20 protein-coding genes, 1 pseudogene and 1 riboswitch are annotated in these 25,402 nt (G+C 48.8%); of the genes and pseudogenes, 17 read left to right on the top strand and 4 right to left on the bottom strand.

Features of this window, described 5'->3' with window-relative positions:
- Positions 1-79: 79 nt before the first annotated feature.
- Positions 80-712 carry a phosphatase PAP2 family protein gene (locus MAQ5080_RS03565; RefSeq protein WP_156496593.1) on the top strand — a complete coding sequence of 211 codons (633 nt, stop codon included), beginning with the start codon at positions 80-82 and terminating at the stop codon, positions 710-712.
- 11 nt (positions 713-723) lie between these two features.
- On the opposite strand, the gene MAQ5080_RS03560 is transcribed toward MAQ5080_RS03565, so the two are convergent.
- Positions 724-2,331, bottom strand: a complete 1,608-nt coding sequence (locus MAQ5080_RS03560) for a methyl-accepting chemotaxis protein (protein WP_067211865.1) — start codon at positions 2,329-2,331, stop codon at positions 724-726.
- Positions 2,332-2,561: 230 nt separating this feature from the next.
- Here MAQ5080_RS03560 and MAQ5080_RS03555 point away from each other — a divergent pair, with 230 nt between their 5' ends.
- Together MAQ5080_RS03555 and MAQ5080_RS03550 are read left to right on the top strand one after the other, a co-directional pair.
- Positions 2,562-3,047 (top strand): GNAT family N-acetyltransferase, encoded by a 486-nt coding sequence (locus MAQ5080_RS03555; RefSeq protein ID WP_067211862.1) that lies wholly within the window; start codon positions 2,562-2,564, stop codon positions 3,045-3,047.
- Positions 3,048-3,431 carry an MmcQ/YjbR family DNA-binding protein gene (locus tag MAQ5080_RS03550; RefSeq protein ID WP_067211858.1) on the top strand — a complete coding sequence of 128 codons (384 nt, stop codon included), beginning with the start codon at positions 3,048-3,050 and terminating at the stop codon, positions 3,429-3,431. It begins immediately after the preceding gene.
- 148 nt (positions 3,432-3,579) lie between these two features.
- On the opposite strand, the gene MAQ5080_RS03545 is transcribed toward MAQ5080_RS03550, so the two are convergent.
- Both MAQ5080_RS03545 and MAQ5080_RS03540 read right to left on the bottom strand, forming a co-directional pair.
- Entirely contained in the window at positions 3,580-4,125 is a 546-nt protein-coding gene (locus MAQ5080_RS03545) for a glutathione peroxidase (protein WP_067332937.1), read from the bottom strand.
- A gap of 231 nt (positions 4,126-4,356) precedes the next feature.
- Positions 4,357-5,952, bottom strand: coding sequence for an isocitrate lyase (locus MAQ5080_RS03540; RefSeq protein ID WP_067211852.1), 1,596 nt, complete (start codon positions 5,950-5,952; stop codon positions 4,357-4,359).
- A gap of 355 nt (positions 5,953-6,307) precedes the next feature.
- Here MAQ5080_RS03540 and MAQ5080_RS03535 point away from each other — a divergent pair, with 355 nt between their 5' ends.
- Positions 6,308-8,482, top strand: a complete 2,175-nt coding sequence (locus MAQ5080_RS03535; protein WP_067211848.1) for a malate synthase G — start codon at positions 6,308-6,310, stop codon at positions 8,480-8,482.
- Between the two features lie 149 nt (positions 8,483-8,631).
- Positions 8,632-9,240, top strand: a complete 609-nt coding sequence (locus MAQ5080_RS03530; RefSeq protein ID WP_156496592.1) for a hypothetical protein — start codon at positions 8,632-8,634, stop codon at positions 9,238-9,240.
- A gap of 56 nt (positions 9,241-9,296) precedes the next feature.
- On the opposite strand, the gene MAQ5080_RS03525 is transcribed toward MAQ5080_RS03530, so the two are convergent.
- Complete coding sequence (locus MAQ5080_RS03525; RefSeq protein ID WP_067211842.1) at positions 9,297-9,782, bottom strand: 6,7-dimethyl-8-ribityllumazine synthase; 486 nt, start codon at positions 9,780-9,782, stop codon at positions 9,297-9,299.
- Between the two features lie 97 nt (positions 9,783-9,879).
- A riboswitch (FMN riboswitch) is annotated at positions 9,880-10,042 on the bottom strand.
- A 210-nt stretch (positions 10,043-10,252) separates the two neighbouring features.
- Between MAQ5080_RS03525 and MAQ5080_RS03520 the strand changes: the two genes are divergently transcribed.
- The 12 genes and pseudogenes from MAQ5080_RS03520 (at position 10,253) to MAQ5080_RS03470 (ending at position 25,298) form a co-directional block, all read left to right on the top strand.
- Positions 10,253-10,789, top strand: coding sequence for a PAS domain-containing protein (locus tag MAQ5080_RS03520; protein WP_067211838.1), 537 nt, complete (start codon positions 10,253-10,255; stop codon positions 10,787-10,789).
- Between the two features lie 4 nt (positions 10,790-10,793).
- Positions 10,794-11,804 (top strand): annotated as a pseudogene (locus MAQ5080_RS03515) (methyl-accepting chemotaxis protein); the annotation flags it as partial.
- On the top strand, positions 11,781-12,290 hold the full coding sequence (locus tag MAQ5080_RS17755) for a CZB domain-containing protein (protein ID WP_414853280.1): 510 nt from the start codon (positions 11,781-11,783) through the stop codon (positions 12,288-12,290). The pseudogene MAQ5080_RS03515 and the gene MAQ5080_RS17755, both read left to right, overlap by 24 nt.
- Before the next feature lie 167 nt (positions 12,291-12,457).
- Positions 12,458-12,694: an MliC family protein gene (locus MAQ5080_RS03510; RefSeq protein WP_197464635.1), complete on the top strand. Its 237-nt coding sequence runs from the start codon at positions 12,458-12,460 to the stop codon at positions 12,692-12,694.
- A gap of 100 nt (positions 12,695-12,794) precedes the next feature.
- Positions 12,795-13,571, top strand: a complete 777-nt coding sequence (gene cobJ / locus MAQ5080_RS03505) for a precorrin-3B C(17)-methyltransferase (RefSeq protein ID WP_067211828.1) — start codon at positions 12,795-12,797, stop codon at positions 13,569-13,571.
- A 38-nt stretch (positions 13,572-13,609) separates the two neighbouring features.
- Positions 13,610-14,386 carry a precorrin-4 C(11)-methyltransferase gene (gene cobM / locus MAQ5080_RS03500; protein ID WP_067211823.1) on the top strand — a complete coding sequence of 259 codons (777 nt, stop codon included), beginning with the start codon at positions 13,610-13,612 and terminating at the stop codon, positions 14,384-14,386.
- 9 nt (positions 14,387-14,395) lie between these two features.
- A complete protein-coding gene (cobW, locus tag MAQ5080_RS03495; RefSeq protein WP_067211820.1) occupies positions 14,396-15,472 on the top strand; it encodes a cobalamin biosynthesis protein CobW in 1,077 nt (358 codons plus the stop codon).
- Positions 15,473-15,484: 12 nt separating this feature from the next.
- Complete coding sequence (gene cobN / locus MAQ5080_RS03490; protein ID WP_067211816.1) at positions 15,485-19,333, top strand: cobaltochelatase subunit CobN; 3,849 nt, start codon at positions 15,485-15,487, stop codon at positions 19,331-19,333.
- 63 nt (positions 19,334-19,396) lie between these two features.
- The gene (locus MAQ5080_RS03485) at positions 19,397-20,641 is read left to right on the top strand and encodes a sirohydrochlorin chelatase (RefSeq protein ID WP_067211813.1); all 1,245 of its coding nucleotides are present in this window, start codon (positions 19,397-19,399) and stop codon (positions 20,639-20,641) included.
- Between the two features lie 125 nt (positions 20,642-20,766).
- Positions 20,767-21,354: a hypothetical protein gene (locus MAQ5080_RS03480; RefSeq protein WP_067211809.1), complete on the top strand. Its 588-nt coding sequence runs from the start codon at positions 20,767-20,769 to the stop codon at positions 21,352-21,354.
- Between the two features lie 791 nt (positions 21,355-22,145).
- Positions 22,146-24,101: a methyl-accepting chemotaxis protein gene (locus MAQ5080_RS03475; RefSeq protein WP_067211807.1), complete on the top strand. Its 1,956-nt coding sequence runs from the start codon at positions 22,146-22,148 to the stop codon at positions 24,099-24,101.
- A 174-nt stretch (positions 24,102-24,275) separates the two neighbouring features.
- The gene (locus MAQ5080_RS03470; protein ID WP_197464634.1) at positions 24,276-25,298 is read left to right on the top strand and encodes a GGDEF domain-containing protein; all 1,023 of its coding nucleotides are present in this window, start codon (positions 24,276-24,278) and stop codon (positions 25,296-25,298) included.
- Positions 25,299-25,402 lie beyond the last annotated feature (104 nt).

Genomic DNA, 25,402 nt, shown 5'->3' with positions numbered 1-25,402 from the left:
GTAAACGCCGCCAGTTTTAACTGCGGCGGGTATAGTTGCTTATTATTACAAAAAGATCGGTCCGCGAAAGGGAGGTATTTTGAGAATCCGTATTGCTTACTTAATGTCAGTGCTAGCGCTGACGGGGCTAACTTGGCTTGCTTTAGCCCCAGTCAGTGTTTTTGATCGAGCGGTTTTATTGTGGTTTCGGGAGGCCTCGTTAATGTTACGTGGCCCGGTATGGCTGGCTGTGGTGACACGGGATATTACTGCGCTTGGCAGTAATTGGGTGTTGTTGTTTGCCATGGCTGTCCTAGCGTTAGTGTTGATTATGCGCCGCCGTGTTCGGGATGGCTTAGAGGTTTTGCTCTTGTCTCTGGGTGGGGTAGGCCTAAGCATGGGGGCTAAATACATTTTTGCTCGGCCACGGCCTGAGCTGGTCCCACATTTGATCGAAGTCTATACCCCAAGTTTTCCTTCGGGTCATGCCACCATGTCGATGGTATGTTTTTTGACCGCAGCTCTGGTGATGTCGCGACCATGGCAACACATCGGGGCGCGTCGAACATTGATTGTATTTGCTGTACTGAGTTCTCTGCTGGTGGGCGTGAGTCGCATCATGCTAGGCGTGCATTGGCCAACCGATGTGATGGCAGGCTGGCTAGTAGGGGGGCTGTGGGTGTTGTCGGTCAATCAATGCTGCACACACCGCCGAAGCGATGTGGCAGCCTGATGTGATGTGCGTTAAGACTTAAATTGATTAATGGTTTGGTCCAGAGATTGTGAAATCTTGGCAATCTCTTCACTTTGAATCAGGGTTTTATGGGACCCTGCGCCAGTTTGTTCAGAGATGGCACTGATGGCGTGAATGTTGTTGTTGATCTCATTTACCACGGCACTTTGTTCCGAGGCGGCTGCCGCAATCATGGTGTTCATTTCACGGATCTGATCGACACTTTGGGCGATGTCTTCTAACGCGTCGGCGGCTTTGCTCGCGTCTTCGACACTGTTGTTAGCCTGCGCTTTACTGCTTTCCATCGCATTAACCGCTTGTTTCGAAATAGTGGATAGGCTTTCGATGATATTGCGAATTTCTTCAGTCGACAGCTGTGTGCGGTTCGCTAAGCTGCGTACCTCATCTGCAACCACGGCAAAGCCCCGTCCTTGCTCCCCTGCGCGGGCTGCTTCAATGGCGGCATTAAGCGCCAACAGGTTCGTTTGCTCTGCGATGTCGCTGATTTCTTGTGATACGCGACCAATGCCTTGAGCGCCTTCGGCAAGTTTTTTCACCACATCTGTAGCTGACTCCACTTTTTGAGCCAGCTCTGAGTTGGTTTGCGCCACATGCAGCACCATGTTTTTACCATCATCGGCAAGGTGTTTGGTGTCACTGGCTGCGACTTCAGCGTTGGCGGCATTTTGCGCCACTTCTTCTGCGGCGTTAGACAGCTCTTGGATCGATTGTGCTAAAAGCTCGCTTTCGTTTTTCTGCTTATCAACGCCTTCACTGGTCTCTCTGGTGACCGACGCCAGCTGATCCGCAGAGGAACTTAAGTTGTCCATTGTCTGGGTGAGGCTGTGGATGGTTGGCTGGAAGCGATCCAGCATATTGTTTGTTGCTTCCCCGACTTTACGGAACTCGTCATGGGCACCTAATTGAATACGTGGGCGAAGGTCGGCATTTTCGCCAATCACGGCCATGGTGTCTTTCAGGCGATTCAAAGGCTGAATCAGCACTTTCAACATAATGAAGTAAATCACCATTAACCCCAGAGCGATGGCGATAAAATTGATGGTGGAGTTTTTAATGATCGCGCTTTCAATATCTTGGTCACGCTGCGCCATGGAATAGGTGATACGTGCTGCGCCTAAAATGGTGCCTTCGGCAACTGGGTGACAGGTTAAACAGTTGGTGCCATGACGGTCGCTAGAGGCTTCAAAAGGCAGTAATAGGGTGATATGACGTTCCCCGTTGACATTGGCCACGTCAATAATGGTTTCACCGGCTAAGGCGCGTCGATCTAAATCGTCTTGCGGCTGTTCGTGTTCAAAACCTGGGCCATAAATGCTGCTGACCGCATCGCCACGAAGCATACGGACGCCAGCAATGCCTTCTCGTTGTGAGATTTTATCACGTAGCATTTCACGACTGGCCATGGCGCCGGTAAACATCAGCGCATTCATGCTGTCCATATAGCCATTAGCGATGTCCAATAACTGGTGTTCTGTTAAATCCAGTAGTTGGTGTTTTTGCTGATAGGAGGAATAGAGGTTGAGTGCGGCAATGATGAAAATCAGGATGCCAGCCATCGGCAATAAAATTTTCCAACGAACGGATATGTACTGATGCATAGACAGCTTGCCCCTTACCTGTGAAGAATGTGTAAAAACTTACAATCTCACTGAGTGTATTGCTTCTAATCAATTAAATATATTGATCTAACTCTATGTTTCTCGCTTTTCTAATATAGTTCCTGGCTTAGAAGAGGGGCATTTCTTATGCGACTCTTCTACCTGTGCGCCTACTATCGTGTCAGTATGTGATGGACTAGGGCACAGCAATTGATCGTAAGGCGAGGAGTATGATTAGAACGATATCTGAGCAAGACTGGCCGCAAATTATGGTGATCCAATCACAGGTATACCATGATGTGGCGCCAGAGCCGTTAGCGGTGATGCAGGGCAAATGGCAGCGCTCTCCCGAGCTCTGCTTTGTCTTTTATGATGAAGTGAAGCCTGAGTCTATCGCAGGCTATCTTTTGGCCCATACTTGGGCAGGGGAGCGCTTGCCTGATTTAGGGGAAGCGCTGCCTGAAGGGGTTGCTGAAGAGTATGTGTTTCTGCACGATTTAGCGGTTTCGCCAGTGTATCAGGGGCAAGGTGTCGGACCCCAGTTGGTGCAGCATTTACTGGATCGTAGTCAGCGACTGGGTTGGCATGAATGGCGCTTGGTCTCTGTACAGGGTAGCGTGCCATTTTGGCAGCGTTTTGGTTTTAAACTGGCTGAACGCACAGTCTCGGCGAGCTATGGTGAGGGGGCTGCGCTGATGCGCAAATTGGGAGGCTAGATGAGTGGCAAACAGGAATTGATTGACTACATCGCCGCCAAGCCAGAAGCGGTTGCTGAATACCCATTTGGCCCCGATGCTTTGGTCTATAAGGTGTGCGGCAAGATGTTCGCTTTGGTGAGCGAAGTAAAAGGGATGACACGTGTGAATTTGAAATGTGATCCTGACCATGCCTTAGAGCTCCGCAGTATTTTTAGCGCGGTGCAGCCTGGCTATCATATGAATAAGAAGCACTGGAACAGTGTGTATCTAGATGGCTCATTGCCCTTTGGTGAGCTATCTCGAATGGTCGATCATTCCTACGCATTGGTCGTTAAAGGACTGACTAAGCAGCAACGCTCAATATTGCAGTTACGCTATGCAGCAGAAGCTTTGTACGGCTAGCGGCTTGTCATAATCTTTCCCTAGGGGGGCATAGATATGACTAATGTCAGCAGTGAGCACTTACTTTTGCTCTCCGTTCCGCTTAAAAAAGCAGGCCAAGGTGACAGCGGATAGTCACTGTTACCTTGGCCAATCGATTAGGGGGGGGTTAGCCGTTTGCTAAAGCCACACGAATGGTGCTCACTAGATTCACATCGTCTAGTGGTGTGTTGGGCGCAAAGCGTCCTAGTACTTGGCCAGAGCGGCTAATGACAAATTTTTCAAAATTCCAAACAACCTCAGGCTCTGCTGTCGGCTCGATATTGTAGCCTTTGAGTTTTTCCTCCATTTCAGCACGGTTGACCGCAATGGGGGCCTCTTCGATCAAGAACTTATAAAGCGGGTGCTTGTTCTCTCCAGTCACCACAATTTTGCTGAACATAGGAAAACTGACGTTATAGTTTTCGCTACAGAAGGCTTTGATTTCTGCATCAGTGCCAGGTTCTTGGCCTGCAAAGTCATTTGCTGGGAAACCTAGGATTTCAAACCCAAGATCTCTGGTGTGTTCGTATAAGGATTCAAGTCCTTCATACTGGGGCGTTAAGCCACATTTTGATGCGACGTTAACGATTAATAAAACTTTGTCACAGAAAGGTTCCAAGGTCATCTCGTATGCCGTCTTCTGCTTGAAAAAAAAAACGTAGATATCGCTCATTTTTGTTTACCCCATCATCTTCTTTAATCACTTGGTTGTTTATTATCTTAATTAGTTCCCGCGACCATTCTGTCGCATAAATAATGAACAATCTATGACAGTACTAACGTTCAGTGTAATGTGGATTACTAAAGGGTCAAATGAGAGTGTCAAAAAAGGGCCGCATAAGCGGCCCAACGCGGGGGGAATAGATCACTCTTGTGGAGTGTTGATCTACCGCGTAACGGTGGGTTAAGCAAACTGGTTCATGGTGTTATCCTTGCCAGAGGCTTTCAGTGCGGCATCGCCTGAGAAGTACTCTTTGTGATCGTCACCCATATCTGAACCGGCCATGTTTTGGTGTTTGACACAGGCAATCTGCTGGCGGATCTCTTCTCGTTGTACCTTCTTCACGTAACCCAACATGCCTTCGGCACCGAAGTACTCTTTGGCTAGGTTGTCCGTCGACAAGGCGGCGGTGTGGTAGGTCGGCAAAGTAATCAAATGGTGGAAGATACCGGCCTCGCGGGCGGCATCCGCTTGGAAGTTACGGATGCGGTTATCCGCCTCTTGCGCCAAATCACTGTTGTCATAGTCAACACTCATCAATTGAGCGCGGTCGTAAGCTGATACATCATGGCCCTGCTCTTGCCAAGCATCGAACACCTGCTGACGGAAGCTCAACGTCCAGTTGAAAGACGGTGAGTTGTTGTACACCAGCTTGGCATTGGGCACGGCTTCACGAATACGATCCACCATACCTTTGATCTGACCAACATGGGGCTTCTCGGTTTCGATCCACAGTAGATCTGCGCCGTTTTGCAGTGAAGTAATACAGTCCAGCACCACGCGGTCTTCGCCTGAGCCTTTACGGAATTGGAACAGATTGCTCGCGAGGCGTTTTGGACGTACCAGTTTGCCATCACGAACCATTAATACATCGCTCTCATTGGCGTTGTTGATATCGATTTCTTCCACATCTAAGAAAGCATTGTACTGCGCGCCTAAATCCCCTGGAGCAGTGGATACGGCGATTTGTTTGGTTAAGCCTGCTCCCAACGAATCGGTACGGGCCACAATCACACCATCATCAACTCCCAACTCTAGGAAGGCGTAGCGCACGGCGCGGATTTTGGCGAGAAAGTCCTCGTGCGGCACGGTCACTTTACCGTCTTGGTGCCCACATTGCTTTTCATCCGATACTTGGTTCTCAATCTGAATACAGCAAGCGCCCGCTTCGATCATTTTTTTCGCTAAGAGGTAGGTCGCTTCTTCATTACCAAAGCCCGCATCAATGTCAGCAATGATTGGCACGATATGGGTTTGGTACTCTTCAATCTGCTTCTGTAATGAGGCCGCTTTGACTTCATCGCTCGCCTCACGAGCGTTATCCATCTCGCGGAATAAACCACCCATTTCTCGGGCATCGGCTTGGCGCAAGAAGCTGTACAGCTCCTCGATCAATGCCGGTACAGAGGTTTTTTCATGCATGGATTGGTCTGGCAGTGGACCAAATTCTGAGCGCAGCGCAGCGATCATCCAGCCAGACAGGTATAAGTAGCGACGATCGGTTGAGTTAAAGTGCTTTTTAATCGAGATCATTTTTTGTTGACCAATAAAACCGTGCCAGCAACCTAAAGATTGGGTGTATTGGCTTGGGTCACGGTCATAGCGTTCCATGTCAGCACGCATAATTTTCGCGGTGTAACGGGCAATGTCTAAGCCGGTTTTGAAGCGGTTCTGAGCTCGCATACGGGCAGTGTATTCAGGGTTAATGGCTACCCACGGTGTGCCATGTTGAGCGATTAGGGTAGCAGTTGCGTCGATATCGTTTTTGTAATGTGACATTGCAGATTCCTCTTTCATGGTTAGGTCGCTTCACCGCTTGCTGGCGGTCGTGCATTTCTAGATCACCATTTCAGTCTGTAATGTTTTTTGAGATTTACATAATCTATATTTGTTATCGTGATCATATCTTTTGTGAATGTGATTTTTGAGTGTAATCCAGCCATAGTGAATTCACAGGCGCTTAAATTCGGCTTTAAGTCATAAAATTACCAAGTGGTAATAGGCTTTCAGTGGTTTTTATTCACAAAAAGATATTTCTGTATTCATTTTGTGAATGTTTGAAGGCTTCGATCCCTGCCTTAAGTGTCATCAATAAAAATATTGGCCGCTAAGCCAGTCCGTGGAGGAAACAACTATGATAGAACGAGTTCAGCAGGGTGGTCTGCAGATCGCAACAAGCCTTTTTCAATTAGTAAATGAGCAGATCGCGCCGGGTACTGGCCTGGACCCTGTGGTCTTCTGGCAGCGCTTCGAAGAAATCGTCACGGACTTGGCACCTAAAAACGCTGCTTTATTGGCTAAGCGGGATGAAATTCAACAACAGATTGATGACTACCACCGTGCGCGTTCTGGGCAAGCCCATGATCCAGAAGCTTATCGACACTTCTTATCCGAAATCGGTTATCTGTTACCAGAAGGCGCAGATTTCAAAATTTCGACGAAAAATGTGGATAGCGAGATTGCCGTGCAGGCGGGACCACAGCTGGTTGTGCCAGTAAAAAATGCGCGCTTTGCGTTGAATGCGGCGAATGCTCGTTGGGGCAGTTTATATGACGCCTTGTATGGCACTGATGCCATCCCAGAAGAAGAGGGGGCTGAGCGTTGTGGCGCCTACAACCCTGTGCGTGGCACTCGCGTGATTGCTTTTGGTCGTCAGTTATTGGATCAAGCAGCGCCTTTGGTAGCGGGCTCCCATGCCCAAGCGTTGCAGTACCAAATAGTTGATGGGGAGTTAGCGGTCACTATGAAAAATGGCGAGGTGGTGCAGCTAAAAGACACTGAAAAATGCGTTGGCTACCAAGGAAAGCCCGATGCACCAAGTGCCATTTTGCTGCAGAACAACGAGCTGCATTTAGAGATTCAAATCGATCCAGCGGGCTTTATCGGCCAACATGATCAAGCCGGCATTCAAGACATTCTGCTGGAAGCGGCGGTATCGACCATTATGGACTGTGAAGACTCCATTGCCGCCGTGGATGCCGATGACAAAGTCGAGGTGTATCGCAATTGGCTGGGGCTGATGCAAGGCACCTTACAAGAATCCTTTGATAAAGGTGGCAGAACCATCACCCGCGCCATGAACCCAGATCGAGTGTACCTTGATAAATCAGGCAATCGCTTTTCTCTGCATGGCCGCAGTTTGCTGTTTATACGTAATGTCGGTCACCTGATGACCAATCCGGCAATTTTGGACGCTCATGGCAAGGAAGTTCCAGAAGGAATTATGGATGGCATGATTACCGTATTGGCGGCGATGCACGATTTGCAGGGCAACACTGAGCGCCGCAACAGCCGTGCTGGTAGCGTGAATATCGTAAAACCTAAAATGCATGGTCCAGAAGAAGTAGCCTTTACCGTAGAACTGTTTGAGCGTATCGAACAAGCTTTGGGCCTTGACCGTAACACTATCAAGGTTGGCATTATGGACGAAGAACGCCGTACCACGGTGAACTTAAAAGAGTGTATCCGCCAAGCACAAGAACGGGTGGTGTTTATCAATACCGGCTTCTTGGACCGCACCGGCGATGAAATTCATACCTCAATGCTCGCTGGCCCATTTGTGCCAAAAACCGCCATGAAGCAAGAAGCCTGGATCAAGGCGTACGAGGATTGGAACGTAGATATTGGCATTGAATGTGGCTTACCGGGCAAAGCGCAAATCGGTAAGGGGATGTGGGCCATGCCCGATGAAATGGCGGCCATGTTAGAGCAGAAAATTAGCCATCCGATGTCTGGTGCCAGTACCGCATGGGTGCCGTCACCGAATGGCGCGACTCTGCATGCCACGCACTATCACACGGTCAATGTGCGTGAGCGCCAAGCACAATTGGCTCAGCGTGAACGGGCCAGTTTAGCGGATATTTTATCCATTCCCTTGCTTGAGGATCCGACCACACTGAGTGATGAACAGATTCAGTTTGAGCTGGATAACAACGCCCAAGGCATCCTCGGTTATGTGGTGCGCTGGATTGACCAAGGCGTGGGCTGTTCCAAAGTACCGGATATTAACAATATTGGCCTAATGGAAGATCGCGCCACTTTACGGATCTCTTCGCAGCATCTAGCCAATTGGTTAGCGCATGGCATTTGCAGTGCTGAGCAGGTAATGGCCTCATTGAAGCGCATGGCTGCGGTAGTAGATCAGCAAAATGCCAAGGATCCCGCGTACATTCCTATGGCACCAAATTATGACGGCGTGGCGTTTCAAGCGGCCTGTGACCTCGTTTTCAAAGGTAAAGAGCAGCCCAATGGCTACACCGAGCCATTGTTGCACGCGCGCCGCTTAGAGTTTAAAGCTTCGTTGCGTTAATTGGGTTAGACCAGCAAAGCCCTGCTTGTGTGAGATCAGCAAAGCAGGGCTTTTTTATTTGTTTCATAACTAAAATCTCCCTACTCTATAGCAAACCATTGGCTCAGGAAGAGCAAAGCTTGCAAAGGGATGAACAGGAGAGAGGCGATATGAAGCGAATATTGGGAATGTTAGGGCTGACGTTGTGTGCTTCCATGGCCAGCGCGGCCACCAACACCGTCGAGAATGAGGTAGGCACGCTGTTACTGGAAGCCAGTGCAGGGGCCGATTACACGCAATTTGGTGTGGGCATTGGCATTAAGCCAGAAAATAATCGTCCAGGTTTTGGCGGCTTATACTACGAGCAAGTCGAGCTCGACCATGGGCTAGAAACCGATATTAAAATGATTGGCTTTCGTGGTTTTAGCGTCGAGGGCTCAAGCGAGGATCCCCGTGGCGCGGATATCACCATGGGCCTAAGCCAAACGGAGCGTGGGGCCTACAAACGAACCGGATTAAGCGCTAAGGCAACCTTATTTATGCCCATCATGAGTGATGTGACCTGGTTTATCGGTGGTGATGTTCGACCGACGTTTTTATCCGTAGATTGGGATAACGATGTTTTCACTGAGCTAGGATTAAAGGTGGGAGTCGATTGGCGCTTAATACGTAACCTAGGAGTCTATGGCCACTATTACCATGAGAGTATTATTTCTGACGACTTTGAGGAAGAACGCTTGGGCAGTGGCTTTGTCGCGGGGGTGAACCTGGTCTGGTAATGAAGCTGTTCAAACCAAAAAAGGCAGCGAGAGCTGCCTTTTTAATTTATGACTGATTAGCTTTTTGCTAGTTCAGTTAGCAGCATAGTGCGGTTTGCTGCTTCGGCCAGTTCTTGGCCCTTCTTCACGAAATGGCGCTTGAAGTAGCTAGAGTGCTCATCGTGCTCATGGAAGTTGTGTGGAGTTAGCACGGCTGTTAGTACTGGTACTTCGGTTTCAAGTTGTACTTGCATTAGGCCATTACAAACGGCTTGGGCAACGAAATCATGACGGTAGATACCGCCGTCTACCACTAGACCACTTGCTGCGATAGCGTGGTAGTTACCTGTTTTTGCTAGCAATTTAGCCTGTAGCGGGATTTCGTATGCGCCTGGTACCGCGATCAATTCTAGATTGTCTTCGTTGTAACCGTGCGACAACAATACTTCTTTAAAGCCTTCCCAGCACTGTAGGACAATATCACTGTGCCAAGACGCGTGAAGGAATGCTACACGTTTAGTTGATGGGTTAAATGTTTGAGAATTCGTTGAGCTCTGATTCATAAGTATGTCTTCCACAAAAAATGCTGAATCAGGGCGAACGGGAGGCAAGCCAAACCGCTTTGAAGAGTTCAAAGTCTGTATAGATGTATCTTGTCTACGCCGTCCTCTATCATCCGGACTATAACCGTCGGCTCTGGAGTCACACCAGATCTGCTGACCTTTCTCTTCCCCTAAACATAGGTCTTCAAGAAAGCGCTCGCGGGCTTTGAGAACCTCTCATTACCGCCGGTGGGGAATTACACCCCGCCCCGAGAACGAAGTCGCCTAAGCGACGGCGTTACTGTATTAGCAATCGGGGTTACCTGTCAAAGATAAAACGGTCAAATTGTTGTACAAAAACGAACAATTCTTTACCAATCATAATCGCTGGTTATTTCTTCCCTTGATCTAGGACACCGTTTGAACTTTTCAGGGGCGTAGACTCGGCCACGAAAATCGTTTCCGCTCAGGCAAGTTAAGGAAGTAATACCATGTGTGCCGACCAAACGCAGAATTTGGAAAAAGAAGTAGTACTCAAGGACGACGATTTAATAGTTAGTAAGACTGACAAAAAAGGGAAAATCACCTACGCCAATCGAAGCTTTATGCAAGTCTCAGGTTACTCTGAACAAATGTTGCTCGGAGAACCGCATAATTTAATTCGCCACTCAGACATGCCTCGTGGCGCTTTTCGACTGATGTGGAAAATGCTGCAAAACGGGGAAGAGTTCTTTGCCTTCGTCAAAAACCGCTGCTTAGACGGCAGCTATTATTGGGTGTTTGCTAATGTCACTGCGGACTTAGACGAACATGGTGAAGCGCAAGGGTATTTCTCTGTGCGCCGCAAACCACCACGCTCAGCCCTGCCAACCTGTGAAGAGCTCTATCGAAACATGCGCGACATAGAGGCGCGCCATCCTGGTAACGACGGTGTGAACCGCTCCATGGCTTGGTTATTGGAGCAAGTGGATGCTTTAGCGCCATCGTTTAACGAAGCCATGATCAAGTTGTATCAGCAGGGGAAATAGTTCAATGCAGAAAAGCCACATCAGTCGCAGCATTCCTTTTTTGCGCACTCAATTTATTGGCCTAGGCGCCTTTGTCCTAACCTTGCTATTGGCCATGCTGGGTAATCATTTTGTCTGGCAAAGTTTGGTTTTTAACGTCAGTGCTTCAATCCTGATTGCCTTGGCGTTTGCCATCATGGTCTGGCAAGGCCTGCGCTTGGTGGACACCCTTGGGCGTCTTTCCTTTACCATCTCAGCCTGTCGTAAAGGCGAATTGCATCACCGCATTACCAGTACCAAAGGGTTGGGGGAGCTGGGAATAGTTGCATGGGAGCTGAACGATCTGCTCGATCGGATCGAAACCTATTTCAAAGAATTGGATACCAGCTTTGCATACGTTACCAAAGGCGACTTTCATCGCAGCCCGTTAGGAGTCGGCCTACCAGGAAATATGAAACGCTCCATCAGTGCCGTACAAAAATCGGTAGAAGCGATGCACGCCAATGTATCGCTGATTAACCGTAACGAGTTGTCTTCGAAACTGCATGAACTGAATACGGAAAATCTAATTGGTAACCTGCGTGAAGCGCAGTCCGATTTAATGCGCGTCGACGAAGAAGTTGGGCGTATCGGCGCACAAGCCTCAGAGAACGCTAATAGTGCTGAGCAGAGCTTGGGGGCCGTCGAGCAGATCCGTCATTCGATCAATACGGTAAGTGCCACCATAATGAAAGTGGCCGACGTTGTGGCAGCGCTGAGTCGCGATTCCAACAAGGTCACGGCTTCCTTGGTGACGATTAAGGACATCGCCGAACAAACCAATTTGTTAGCTTTGAACGCTTCCATTGAAGCCGCTCGTGCTGGTGAGGCTGGACGGGGATTTGCAGTGGTGGCCGATGAAGTGAAGCTACTGGCGAATCGCACCAAAGAGACGGCAGAATCGGTGGACCAAGTACTGTCCACCCTTAGCCAACAAGTCAGCGAGGTCAGTCGAATTACCGAGGAGTCGAAAATGCTCAGTGCCGATATGCAGGACTTGGTGGGGGGCTTTGAGCAGCAGTTTAATCAGCTGGCACGCTCTTCACGCATGTCGGCGTTGAGTGTAGACGGTGTTGCGACGGTCATTTATCACTCCTTAATCAAGCTTGATCACGTGATTTATAAGCAAAATGGTTACGTCGCCTTGCACGCGTCACCTGAAGACAATGAATATCAAGCGGCTCAGGTAGACCATCATTCTTGCCGTATGGGGAAATGGTATTACGGCGAAGCGCGTCATTCTTCTGTGGCCAAATCGGCAGCCTTCAAGCAACTAGAGCAGCCGCACCAGCAGGTCCATCAGTCAGTGCATCTGGCACTTGAAAAAATGACCAGTGACTGGGAGGTCAAAGCGTCGTTACGCAATGAGATAGTGGACGCTATGCGCTTAGCAGAGGAAGGCAGTGAACAGGTGATTCATTGGGTTAACCAGATGACTGAAGAGCATATGTCTGAGCTGCAACAGCAAATGAATAAAATTTAAAGCTGATCATTTAGTCAGTATTTAGGGCGAGACAAGTTTGCGGTGCTTGATTAGAATAGCGCCCTTGCTTGCCTGTCTTGAATGAACGGAATCAGATGAAACGACTGCTTTGTATGCTGGGGTTGCTCCTTAGCTATCCTACTTACGCTTATTATGCGCATCCTTATGTGGCCAAAAATCTCCATGAATACGCTTGTGCTGGCTTGCAAGTCTTTGTCGCATTCGATCCAGGTCAAGCACACGTCATCATCAATCATTACAGCTATATTCTGACATTGGAGCCCTCGGACAGTGGCTCCTATTACTACGGCGACATCCTCAGTTTTTGGGATCGGGGCAAAACCGCTATGTTGGTTTACAGTGGCGATCGCACACTGGACTGTCTGCGTTTAGAGCAGCCGTAACTCGGACGCCTGAGAATCCTTCATTTTCTTTACCATCCTTTTCATGCTTAGCGGCTATGAGAAGCGGTACAATTCAGCAAAATTGTTTGAGTAGTCGAAAATGAGCAAATTATTTGTCATGGGCATGGGCCCTGGTGACCTAGGATTGGTCGCGCCGAATGCTACCAAAGCGTTAGCGGCTTGCAGCGATTGGGTAGCGTACGGTTATTACTTAGAACTGTTAGGTGAGCTAAGTGAAGGTAAAACTTTTCATGACCTGCCATTAGGTGAGGAAATCGGCCGTGCCCGTTTGGCACTGGATCTGGCTGCTCAAGGTAAAACCACAGCCTTGATCTCCAGTGGTGATATCGGCATTTATGCCATGGCGACCCTAGTATTTGAATTACTCGACCAACAGCTGCAAGGCAAAGAAAACCACCCTGAATGGTTGGATGTAGAGGTGGAAGTGATTCCAGGGATTTCCGCTATGCAAGCGGGAGCGAGTCGGGTTGGCGCTATGTTAGGCCATGATTTCTGTACCGTATCCTTGAGTGATTTGCTAACCCCTTGGGAAACCATCGATAAGCGTATCCACGCGGCAGGCGCAGGCGACTTTGTCATCTCTTTCTACAACCCTGTATCTCGTAAACGTGACTGGCAGCTAAACCACGCCCGAGATGTGTTGTTGCAATACCGTCCTGCAACGACCCCCGTGATGATCGGTCGTCAGTTAACCCGTCCAGAAGAATCTATCACCTTTACCACACTTGCTGAATTGGATGCCAAAGACGTCGATATGTTTACCATGGTCAGTGTTGGCAACAGTGAATCGCGCCATATTGTTAACGGCGAGAAACACTGGATTTATACGCCACGGGGCTATTCGAAAAAGCTATAAGCCATTAAGAGTAATAGAAAAGTAAAAGGACTTAAGCCATGACGGTCTACTTTATTGGCGCCGGCCCCGGCGACCCAGATTTGATTACAGTCAAAGCGTTGAAAACCATGCAACGCTGTCCGGTGATTTTGTACGCAGGATCCTTGATTCCGGTGGAAGTGATTGACCAGGTGCGTGATCAAGCGGAAGTCATTTACGACAGCGCCACATTGAATCTGGATGAAACCACTGAAATTATTCGCCAAGCCGCCGCCGCAGGCAAAAATGTGGCGCGCTTACAGTGTGGTGACCCAGCCTTGTATGGTGCAACAGGGGAACAAATGCGTCGCCTCGATGCCTTAGCCATCGACTATGAAGTGATCCCTGGCGTCAGTGCGGTCGCAGCGTCTGCGGCCATGCTTAAAAAAGAACTGACCCTGTCTGGTGTTTCACAAACGGTGATTATGACTCGTTACGAGGGTAAGACACCGTTTCCTGAGCGTGAGCGTTTACCCACCCTTGCCAAGAGCGGAGCCACCTTAGCGATTCACCTTGGGGTGACGCGTATACACAAGATTGTTGAAGAGCTGATCCCTTATTATGGCGAGGATTGCCCTGTTGCGGTGTGCTATCGCACCAGTTGGCCAGATCAGGACTATGTGACGGGGACGTTAAAAGACATCGTCGAGCAAGTACGCGCGAAGAAGTTTACCCGTACCAGCTTAATTTTGGTGGGACATGTACTCGACAGCGAAGACTTTGCTGATTCGTATTTATACGACAAATCACAGGCCCATATTTACCGCAAGATTCATCGTAAAAACGATGCAGTGTAAGGATTGATTATGCAACTTAACAAGATTCCAACCACCGTTGTCACCGGCTTTTTGGGCAGCGGTAAAACCACTTTACTATCAAATGTACTGAAGCAAGCGGCGGGCAAACGTATTGCCGTGATCGTCAATGAATTTGGTGAATTGGATATCGACACCGACTTGCTGCGTTCTTGTCCACTGGATTGTGAAGACGACAGCGCTACGCAGCGTGGCGAAGATGGTTTTTATGAACTGGCCAATGGCTGTATTTGCTGCACGGTAGAAGAAGAGTTCCTACCTGTAATGCAACAGCTCGTTGCACGTCGTGATGACATTGACCATATCCTTATTGAAACCAGTGGCTTGGCATTGCCAAAGCCGTTGGTTCAAGCTTTCAACTGGCCGGGTATTAAAGAGCATTGTACTGTGGATGCAGTCATCACTGTCGTGGATGGTCCAGCTGTCGCAGCGGGTCGTTACGCCCATGATGAAGAAAAGGTTCAAGCACAGCGACTTGCTGATGAGTCCTTGGATCACGACCCTTCACTTCAAGAACTGCTTGATGATCAGTTAAGCGCTGCTGACTTAGTAGTGGTGAGCAAAAACGATTTACTGGATCAATCACAACGTGATCGTGTGAAGCAAGTGATCGAAGAGGAAGTAGAGTCCAGCGTTAAGATTGCTTACGTTGAAAACGGTGAAGCGGCGTTAGATGTATTGCTAGGCCTTGAAGCCGCCACCGAAGCGCGTATCGAGCACGTACACAATCACCATGACCACCATCACGCCCACGGTCATGAGCATGATCACGCCCACGATCACTTTGAGTCGTTTGTGGTAAAACTTGGCGAAGTGGACGCGGACTCATTGCAAAACTCATTAGAGGATTTGGTGGAAGCGCACAATATTTACCGAGTAAAAGGCTTTGCTGCGGTCAATGGCAAGCCAATGCGCCAAGTCTTCCAAGTGGTGGGCACGCGTCTTGAGCGCTACTTTGATCGCCTGTGGCAGCCGGATGAGCTGCGCCAAACACAGCTTGTGTTCATCGGCAAAGGCATCAGCAAAGAACAGATTGAAGACCAACTGAACGCGGCCCTGACCGCCTAAGCGAGTAATACTGTGCATTTATTGGCAGCCAAACCGGGTGGCTTTGTTGACGATGAAGGCATCATCGATTTGGGGCAAAGCCCTGCTGACATCATTGTGTTGGCGGCTGCCGACTCGCTGTTAAGTGCCCTAGGCCGAGCATTAGATGCTTGGCAAGGGGACGACTCTCCACGTGTACGTTTGGCCAACTGGATGCAATTGGTCAAACCGGCTGCCTATGATCTCTACGAAGACGCTGTTTTAGATAAGCCCACACAAAAAGGCCGTGCTCAAGTGGTGGTGCTGTCTTTGCTAGGCGGCCAGCATTACTGGCCCTATGGCTTTGAACGTCTGCAGGCTTGGGCGAAAGCCAAACGCAATCGTCATCTAATCATTGTGCCTGGGGATGACAGTGCCGATCCTGACATTATGCAGGCGTCCTCGGCAGATCAAACTAGCGTGCAACGTGTCTGGCGTTATTTGCGTGAAGGAGGGGAAGCCAATGCCGAGAATCTGTTTCGTTTCTTAGATCATCACTATTTCATAGGCGAAGATAATTGGCTGGAGCCGATTGCCATCCCCAACGCGCTGATGGTGCTCGACGGTAAAGCGAGCGATCTGCAGTCTTGGCAGCGTCATTATCAAGCCGCGTTGCAGCAAGGCCATCCGGTTGGCTTGGTGCTCTATTACCGCTCTCATTTTCAAAGTGGCAACACTCAGGTGTTTTCGGACCTGTCGAATATCTTGCTTGAGCAGGGCGTCGTAGCGCTAGAAGTCGCTTTAACATCCTTGAAAGATCCACTCAGTCTCGAGTTGGTGAATACCCTGATTGAGCGTTCACAAGCGACGCTGATTGTGAACTGCACCGGCTTTTCGGCAAACCGAGCTGGCAGTCCTGATCTGGCGTCTGAGCCCACCGATTTTCAATCGGCGTTTGAACATCCGTTACCCGTATTGCAGCTGATTTTATCGGGCAGCACCGAAGAAGACTGGCAAGCACAAAGCCAAGGCCTTCGCAGTCGTGATGTGGCGATGCAGATCGTTTTACCGGAAATGGATGGTCGTGTGATCACCCGGGCGGTGAGCTTTAAAGCCCTGTCTCATTTTCACGAGCAGGCGCAGATTGATTTATTGCGTTATGAGCTTCATGCGGAGCGAGCGACGTTTGTGGCACAGCTTGCCAAGCGCTATGCGCGTTTGCATGCTTTGCCGAATGCTGAAAAGCGTGTTGCTTTTATCCTTGCCAATTACCCCACCAAAGATGGCCGCATTGGCAATGGGGTGGGGTTGGATACGCCGGCTTCCAGTGTGAATCTATTACGTGCTTTAGAGCAGGCGGGTTATCCGATCGAAGACGTACCTGAAGAGGGCAATGCTTTGATTGAGGCTTTATTGGGCGCGGTCACCAATAACCCTAATACCCTGCATCAACGTGGTTGTTGGCAAAGTCTGAGTCTCAATGATTATTTAACACATTTTTATCAATTGCCGCTCGACGCGCAAAACGCGGTTTGGGATCGCTGGGGGCCACCGGAAGACGATCATAAATGCCGCGCCGTCGATGGCGAATGGCGCATGATGTTAGCTGGGATTCGTTTAGGTAAGACCTTTGTTGGCATTCAGCCTGCTCGGGGCTTTAATTTAGATTTGGCGGCCAACTATCACGACCCGGATTTGATTCCGCCCCACAGCTATTTGGCTTATTACTTTTGGCTACGTCATGTCTATCAAGTGGATGCGATTGTCCATGTGGGCAAGCATGGCAACTTAGAGTGGTTACCAGGTAAAGGCACGGCCTTGTCTGAGCGTTGCTGGCCGGATATCGCCATGGGGCCCACGCCGCATTTCTATCCGTTTATCGTCAATGACCCAGGGGAGGGCGCGCAGGCCAAGCGCCGTACTCAAGCTGTGATCATCGACCACTTAATGCCTCCCATGACTCGAGCCGAAAGCTACGGCGATATGGCCGAGCTGGAAACCCTGGTCGACGAGTATTATCAAGCCCTAGGCATGGATACCCGCCGCGAAGCCTGGCTGCGTGACTCGATTCTAGAAAAAGTGAAAAGTAGCCATTTGCTGGAAGAACTGGCGGGTGTGCAGGCAGGCGATGACGACTCGGTGCTGGAGGGGCTCGATGCTTACCTCTGTGAAATCAAAGAGTCGCAGATTCGCCATGGCTTACATCGCCTTGGCGAGCTGCCAGAACAGAACAAGCTAGCCGATACATTAGTCGCACTTTTGCGTCTTCCACGTGGTTCAAGTGTTACCAGTATGGGCATTTTGCATGCCTTGGTGAAAGATCTGGGTATTGATGAGCCTGACTTTGATCCAATGGAAGCGAACCGCGCGGTTTGGCAAAGTGTAAAACCTGAGCTGTTATCGCATGTGTCTAATCAAGCATGGCGCACCCATGCGGATACCAAAGAGCGCTTGGAACTGTTTGCCAAAGAGTTAGTACTTACTTCGCTAATCAAGCAACAGCCGATTGATAGTCGGCAATTGCCCAGCACTTACGCCTTATTGGCCCATGCTAAGCAGACCTTGGCCAAAGCTCTGGAGCAAAGCGCTCACGATGAAATTGATGCGTTGCTAAAAGGTTTGTCAGGGCAGTTTATTCCACCGGGGCCGAGTGGCGCTCCGACGCGCGGTCGCTTGGATACCTTACCCACTGGGCGTAATTTCTTCTCGGTGGATAATCGTGCGATTCCCTCGCCTGCCGCTTGGGCGATTGGGCAAAAGTCTGCTGAAGCCTTGGTGATGCGCCATCTACAGGAGCATGGCGATTACCCCACTAACTTGGGTTTGTCGGTGTGGGGCACCGCCACCATGCGTACCGGCGGGGATGATATTGCTCAAGCTTTCGCCCTAATGGGCGTACGACCGATCTGGGCCCCAGGCTCCAACCGTGTGACCGACTTTGAAGTGTTATCTTGTATGCAACTTGGTCGACCACGAGTGGATGTCACCTTGCGGGTGTCTGGCTTCTTCCGCGATGCCTTTGCTAATGTGATGCGGCTCTATGATGCCGCGGTACAAGCCATTGCTGAATTTGAAGAGCCGGGTAAGGGCAATACCATTCGCGCCAACGTGGAATCCCGTAAGCAAGCACTGTTAAGCCAAGGATTAAACGAACAAGAAGCAACACGACAAGCTTCCTATCGTGTGTTTGGTAGTAAGCCAGGTGCCTATGGCGCAGGGCTACAGGGGTTAATTGATGAGCGCTGCTGGGATAGCCAAGCGGATCTTGCCGAAGCCTATTTGAATTGGGGCGGCTATGCCTACGATGGTGGCTTGCGTGATGGCGTCGAAGCGAAGCAAGCGTTTGCTAACCGTCTTGGTCAATTACAAGCGGTAGTACAAAACCAGGATAACCGTGAACACGACCTGCTTGACTCAGATGATTATTATCAATTCCAAGGTGGCATGACCAATGCCGTGACCCAGTTTAGCGGCCAAGCCCCCAGCGTGTATCACAATGATCACTCCAATCCGAGTCAGCCTAAAGTGCGCACCTTAAAAGAAGAACTGAACCGTGTGATTCGTGGTCGTGTACTGAACCCGAAATGGATTGGCGCGATGCAAGAGCACGGTTACAAAGGTGCATTTGAGATGACGGCGACGGTGGATTATCTGTTTGCCTACGATGCCACAACTGACCTGATTGCCGATTATCAATACCAGCAGGTGACGGACAGCTTACTACTGGACCCAGTGAATCAAGATTTTATGCAGCGTAATAATCCCGATGCACAATTAGAAATGGCCGAACGACTACTCGAAGCCATTCAACGTGGCATGTGGTCCGAGCCAGGGGACTACCAAGACAAAATCCAATCCTTATTACTCGAGATGGATCAGCGCCAAGAAACGCAAGGTCGCTAATCCTATCGAGCGGATTGACCCTTAATATAAACGCTTATAGCGTGACTTTATCCAAGGAGAGATATGAATCATTCAACCCCAGTAAAAAAGCAAGGCATAATGATTTGTGGCCATGGTAGCCGCGACAAGGATGCAGAACGTGAATTTGGCTTGGTGGCCGAAGGACTGAAAGCCCGCTTCCCTGATTTGCCGGTTGAATACGGTTTCCTTGAGTTTTCGGCACCGAACATTCATATGGGTCTAAACAGTCTGATTAAACAGGGCGTAAAGGATATTTACGCCATTCCAGGCATGTTGTTTGCGGCCACCCACGCTAAGAATGATATCCCATCCGTGTTGACCACCTATCAAGAAAAGAATGACGGTTTAGAGGTGCACTATGGCCGTGAGCTGGGTCTGCAAGAGGACATGATTGAAGCCTTCCAAGCGCGTATTTACGAATCGCTTGGCTTAGATCCAAACAACCCACCGGATGAACTGTACGATACCATGTTAGTGGTGGTCGGCCGTGGCACATCGGATACCGCAGCCAACGCGGAAGCGGCGAAGTTGACGCGTATCGTCAACGAAAACATGGGCTTTGGCTGGGCCGACACGGTTTATTCGGGGGTGACCTATCCTTCTGTCGGTGTCGGTCTTGAGAAGCTGGTCAAGCTTGGTTTTAAGCGTATCGTGGTGGCGCCTTACTTCCTGTTTACCGGTCGTTTGATTAAGCGTATTCAAGGCTATGTCGACAAGGTAGCGCAAGAGAACCCTGGCATCGAATTTATTCAAGCTCATTACCTGAGTGATCATGAGCGCGTGATTGATGCGTTTGAGAATCGCGTCAAGGAAATCATGGATGGTTCATTGGCTAACCGTGTTGATGAGACGCTGATGAATTCTTTCAAACGTCGTCTGGCTGCGGGGGAAGTGGATGTACACCATCATCACGCGGAATACGTGGATCCTGAAGACGACACGCAAGGCCTGTCAGAGTCAGATCAAAAGCATGTAATGACCTTTGGCGCAGTCCAAGCCGTAGATCATTCACATGGTCACGTCCACAGCCACGACCACTCCCATAGCCATGATCATGCACATGGTCACCATCATCATGGGCACTCGCACGGCCATTCTCACGGTGATGGACACCATCACCACCATGGGGTGTACCAACATATTGGCCACCCAATGGGGCCACGAACCATGATTGGGGAAGGCATCTGTTGTTGCTTTATGGGCCAGTTTACCGATGACATTCTAGCGCAAGAAAAGCAGCGTATTACAGGGGATTGCAGCAAGACAGCACAGGCGCACCAGCGATAACCTTTCTCAGCCCTGCCGCTTAGGTGGGGCTTCTAGTCGCAAAGCGTCACACTGTGGTATGGTTCCTGTCCAGAAACGTCGGCTTGCTAGCACGACGTAATGTCATAAATTAATGGGGTAGTCAGGTGTCCGAGTCTCAGCTAACACAGGTTCAGAAATTAGAGAAAATTCGTCAGGCGTGGTTGCCCGCGGTGGAGTTCCTATTTGGTCCTGCTTTTGAACAAGCGCAATTCCAAGGCTTTGTTGTCGACGCGGATGTGGCCAAACCTGAGTTGGTGTTTGATTCAACCGAGCAGCCCTACCATTACCGTATTCAGATGCCAGCCCGCAGTTTTACCAATGATGTCATGTTGCTAGCGGACCTGATTCAGGTATTGGTCCGTGCCTTATATCCACTGGGCAAAGACACGCAAGCCAACGCCACCGCGTTAAGTGAAGGAACGGCCATTTATGGTGCGGTGACAGCCATCAAGCAAGTGTTTGGTGAGGAAACACTGGATTCTTACTTAAATGCTCTCAAAGATAATGGCTTTGCTTACTACGATGCGTTTTCGTATGTGGCGGTGTTATTAACAGAGGACCCGAAAGCCATCGTCAAATTACGTGACATGAAGCCTCTGCTTTACCAAGTAACGCGAGAGGATATTGCCGCCGCAGGGATTGAGATCGACCGTAAGGTGGCGGATATTTTAACCTATACCTTCCGCGTTTAAATACGCCCAGCAGGCCACCAAATAGCGCTCAGATAAGTAGCGCTATTTGGCATGCGCTGTCGCTACCAGGCAATAATATGTTGCTTTAAGCACGTATTTTTTTTATAAGTAGTGCCTAATACGTAATCGATATGCATCGCTAATTGGTTGAGAACTAAGGGTTAAGTCTATAAACGTAGATAATGGTTCTGCATTTATGATGCCCCATTGTGCAAATGCGTTACCTGACTTTAAACAGGTGACTCATGCAAAGATCTCATCGTAATAACGCAAAGTGGATTACGGATCTCACCTGTTTGAACTCATATATAGCCTTAATGGGGGTCGCCTCTGATCGTGCTATGTCATCGGCAGCATTGCCTTAAAAGGAAGTATAAAAGTTACTTGTCGTTTCATATCAGTACATTTTTGCAATAAAAATAACGTGATTTGATCGTCTAAACTCAGCAAATATAGAGCTCTTTGCATACACTTATGGAGCGAGTGTGACTGAGAGTTCAGAAATAGCAGTTTTTTCATGCGATCCAAATCAATCCTTAGCGAGATGATTCTGCAAAGGGGGGAATTCTGTCTTTAATTAAGCTAAAGCTAATTTAGTTGTGGTTTAATTGGTCAGAATTGAGTTATGGAGTTCAAACGGCACACGAGTATTGCCGTTTGAACTTAACAAGTTACAAGGATGTATAGAGCAACTGTCTGATCAAATGGGTAAATGCAATCGAGAGTGCATTGGTCAGATAATTTATTCTAATAATTGGGGAACAACCCTAAAAGCTTTTTGTGAGGTAAACATGACGGTTCGTGCAAAGATCATTGCACTGGTTGCAGCAGGGGTAATTTTGCCCGTATTGCTGGTGTCGTTAGTCATTATTAGCAGTGTGCGAACAGATGCCGTTGATAAGTTCGGCAACCAAAGCAAGTCGGAAATTTTTTACGTGGATACATTGTTTTCCATGTATTTGAATAACCTTGCTGAAAATACGGCGTTTTTCGCCCGTTCTGATGCAGTGAAAAATATTACACCTGGGAGTATTGAAAGCTACGCCAATCAGCCAGTTAAAAAAATGACGCCAGAGTCTAATTCGCCAGAGGAGCAGGCGGCTTTTGCTTTGTTCGAAGATTTTGGTGAAACGCACCCAGACCTTGCTTATATCTGGGTAGGTACTGCGGATAAAGGTTATCTACAGTGGCCTCATGGTAACAGTGGTGCCAACTATGACCCAACGGAAAAAGGTTGGTACAAGCAATCTATCAATGCCACCAAGCCGACTCGAATTCCGGCGTACCGCGATAGTTTTACTGGTGCCCCGTTGGTTGATTATCTACAACGTTTCGAAGGCAAAGATGGTGCTGTGGGTGTGGTTGGCGTAGATGTCACCTTGAAAAAGTTAACCGAATTGTTGGCGACGGTGAAGTTCGGCGGTGAAGGCTATGTGGTGATGGTAGAAGACACGAACACCATTTTGGCGGATCCGGCTGACCCAGAAAACAACTTTAAAGACATTGCTGATGCCTCGCATCCATATGCTAGCCTGAAGGAAAGTGATGAGATTCAAACACTGACCATTGATGGTGAAGAGTGGTTTGCTCGTGTTTACACTTCTAAAGCTTTGGATTGGAAATTTATTGGTCTGATTCCCAGCAGTGTGGTCTATGCGCAGGCTAACAGCCTGATTACGAATATTGTGATTATCTCGATCATTATGGTGGTGATCTTTATTGCCATTGGCTCTTTCTTAGCGTCGGTAGTGATTAAGCCAGTGAAAGTTATGGCTGAACGTTTAACCGATATCAGTCAAGGTGAAGGAGATCTGACACAGCGTCTAGACGACTCATCGAAGGATGAATCGGGTCAAATGGCCAAAGCCTTCAACCAGTTTGTCGAATCCATCGACAGTATCGTTGGTCGTACGAAAAACTCTTGTAATGATATCGGTAAGGTGGCTCACAACTCGGAAACCTTGTCTGCTGACTTAAGCGGCATTGTCATGAAGCAGGCCAATTCGGTTGACCATCTATCGACAGCGTTCAATGAGATGGTGGCGACCGCCAATGAAGTGGCTTCTAACTGCAGCTCCGCAGCCGCATCAGCAGAGCACAGTGAGCAACAGGTTCAAGAAGGTAACCGTCTGATTCAGCAAACCATGGACTCCTTACATAAATTGGAATCTGAGATTAACAGCTCCAATGAATCCATGGTGACCCTCGAGCAAGAGTCGAACAATATCGTAGGGATTTTGGACACCATCAAAGCCATCGCGGAACAAACTAACCTGTTGGCATTGAACGCCGCCATTGAGGCCGCTCGTGCCGGCGAACAGGGGCGTGGATTTGCAGTGGTGGCGGATGAAGTACGTACACTGGCGGGTCGTACCTCTGAGTCCACCGATGAAATTGATAAATTGCTGACACGCTTGCAGCAGCAAACCAATATCGTTGCCGGTAAAATGGAAAACAGTGTCACGGTAGCAAACAGCTCGGTAGAACTGGCGGCACAGACTTACCAAGTGTTTGAGCAGATTTTGGCTTCGGTACTGACGATCAAGGATATGATGATCCAGATCAGTGCCTCGGCAGAGGAACAGCATCTGGTAGCCGAAGAAATCAACAACAATGTGTTGGTGATTCATGACGGTGCCAATGAATCCAATGACCTTGCGTCACAGGTTTCCCATACTGCTGCTTCACTGAATGAACTGGCCAATGAACTGCAAAACATGGTTAGCCGTTTTAAATCAAGCCAATAAGGCTTCCTTATAGCCGTGATTTAGAAAGCCTCAAGTTTTTGACTTGGGGCTTTCTTGTCTCTAAAGCGCTAGTTAATAAATTGCTTTATTAGGGAGGGCGAGTATTATGGATTTATTACATGGAGCAAATGAACGATAGCCCATTCAATGAGAGACTTTGCTTGGAGTGGTAATGTGCAAGATGTAGATATTTCCATAAGCAAGCGCTTACGCGATAAAGTATGGCAAGGCTTATGTTTGATCCTTGGTATATTGGCTGGTTTGCTGGCGATCTGGAATTTCTTTTTTAATAGCAATGCACTGTATCTCGCAGTGGCTGAAGTCGTGCTGACTGGCTTCTCCATTTATATTTTTTTTCATGTAAAAAAATGGCCGAAAATTACCTGGCAGCAATATGTGTATTTATTGTTGTTCTGCTTATTGGTTAGCTATGCCGTGTGGAGCCGCCCGCTCAGTAATGCCTTGATTGTCTGGCCGATGTTCCTGCCGATTTTGTGTTATCTCACCCTTGGTATCCGAGTAGGGCTGTCGGTTTCCCTGATTACCTTAGTGTTAATGCTGATTATTCTAACCCTCAAAGTCGAGGCAGAAGGGTACCAAAATACGGTTTCAACACGTCTGAATTTCTTCTTTTGCTATCTGTGTATTATGGGAATCTCTCATGTCTATGAGCGCAATCGTCGTCGCATTGAAGGCGACCTAGTGAATCTTGCGATGACAGATACCTTAACCGGCGTGAAAAATCGTTTGGCGTTTAAACAATACTTAGCCAACTTCTTGAAAAGTCATACTCTATTCGGCTTGATGATGATCGATATTGATCATTTTAAAAAAGTGAATGACAGTTATGGCCATGATGTGGGGGATGAGTTACTGCGACAATTAACCGAGCGCATTCAGAATATGTCGCCTCAGTATCAGTTGTTTCGTCATGGCGGAGAGGAGTTTTGTATCTTGTTGGCGGGAGATAAGGCTTCGCTGATGGCCCATGCGGAGCGCATTCGTGCAACCGTCGCGCAGCAAGCCTTTTGCCTCGATGAGCGTGACATTGCGATTACAGTGAGTATTGGGGTGGCGATCAATGAGGAAGTGTCCAGTAGCAGTGAGTTGATCGTGATTGCCGACCAACGTATGTATTGTGCTAAGCGCCAAGGGCGTAACTGCGTGGTAGCAGAAGGCGAGCTTAGCAATGCCTGAGGTCAGCGTTTACATTTTGTTGCTCAAATAATGTGCTAAAACGTGTCCTTTGAGTGATGAGCTGTGGTAACTTTACTAATCTGAGCTCGTCTACATGTCTACTG

The sequence above is a fragment of the Marinomonas aquimarina genome (assembly GCF_900089755.1).
GTDB classification, from domain to species: domain Bacteria; phylum Pseudomonadota; class Gammaproteobacteria; order Pseudomonadales; family Marinomonadaceae; genus Marinomonas; species Marinomonas aquimarina.
This window is presented reverse-complemented; position numbering and strand designations above follow the sequence as displayed.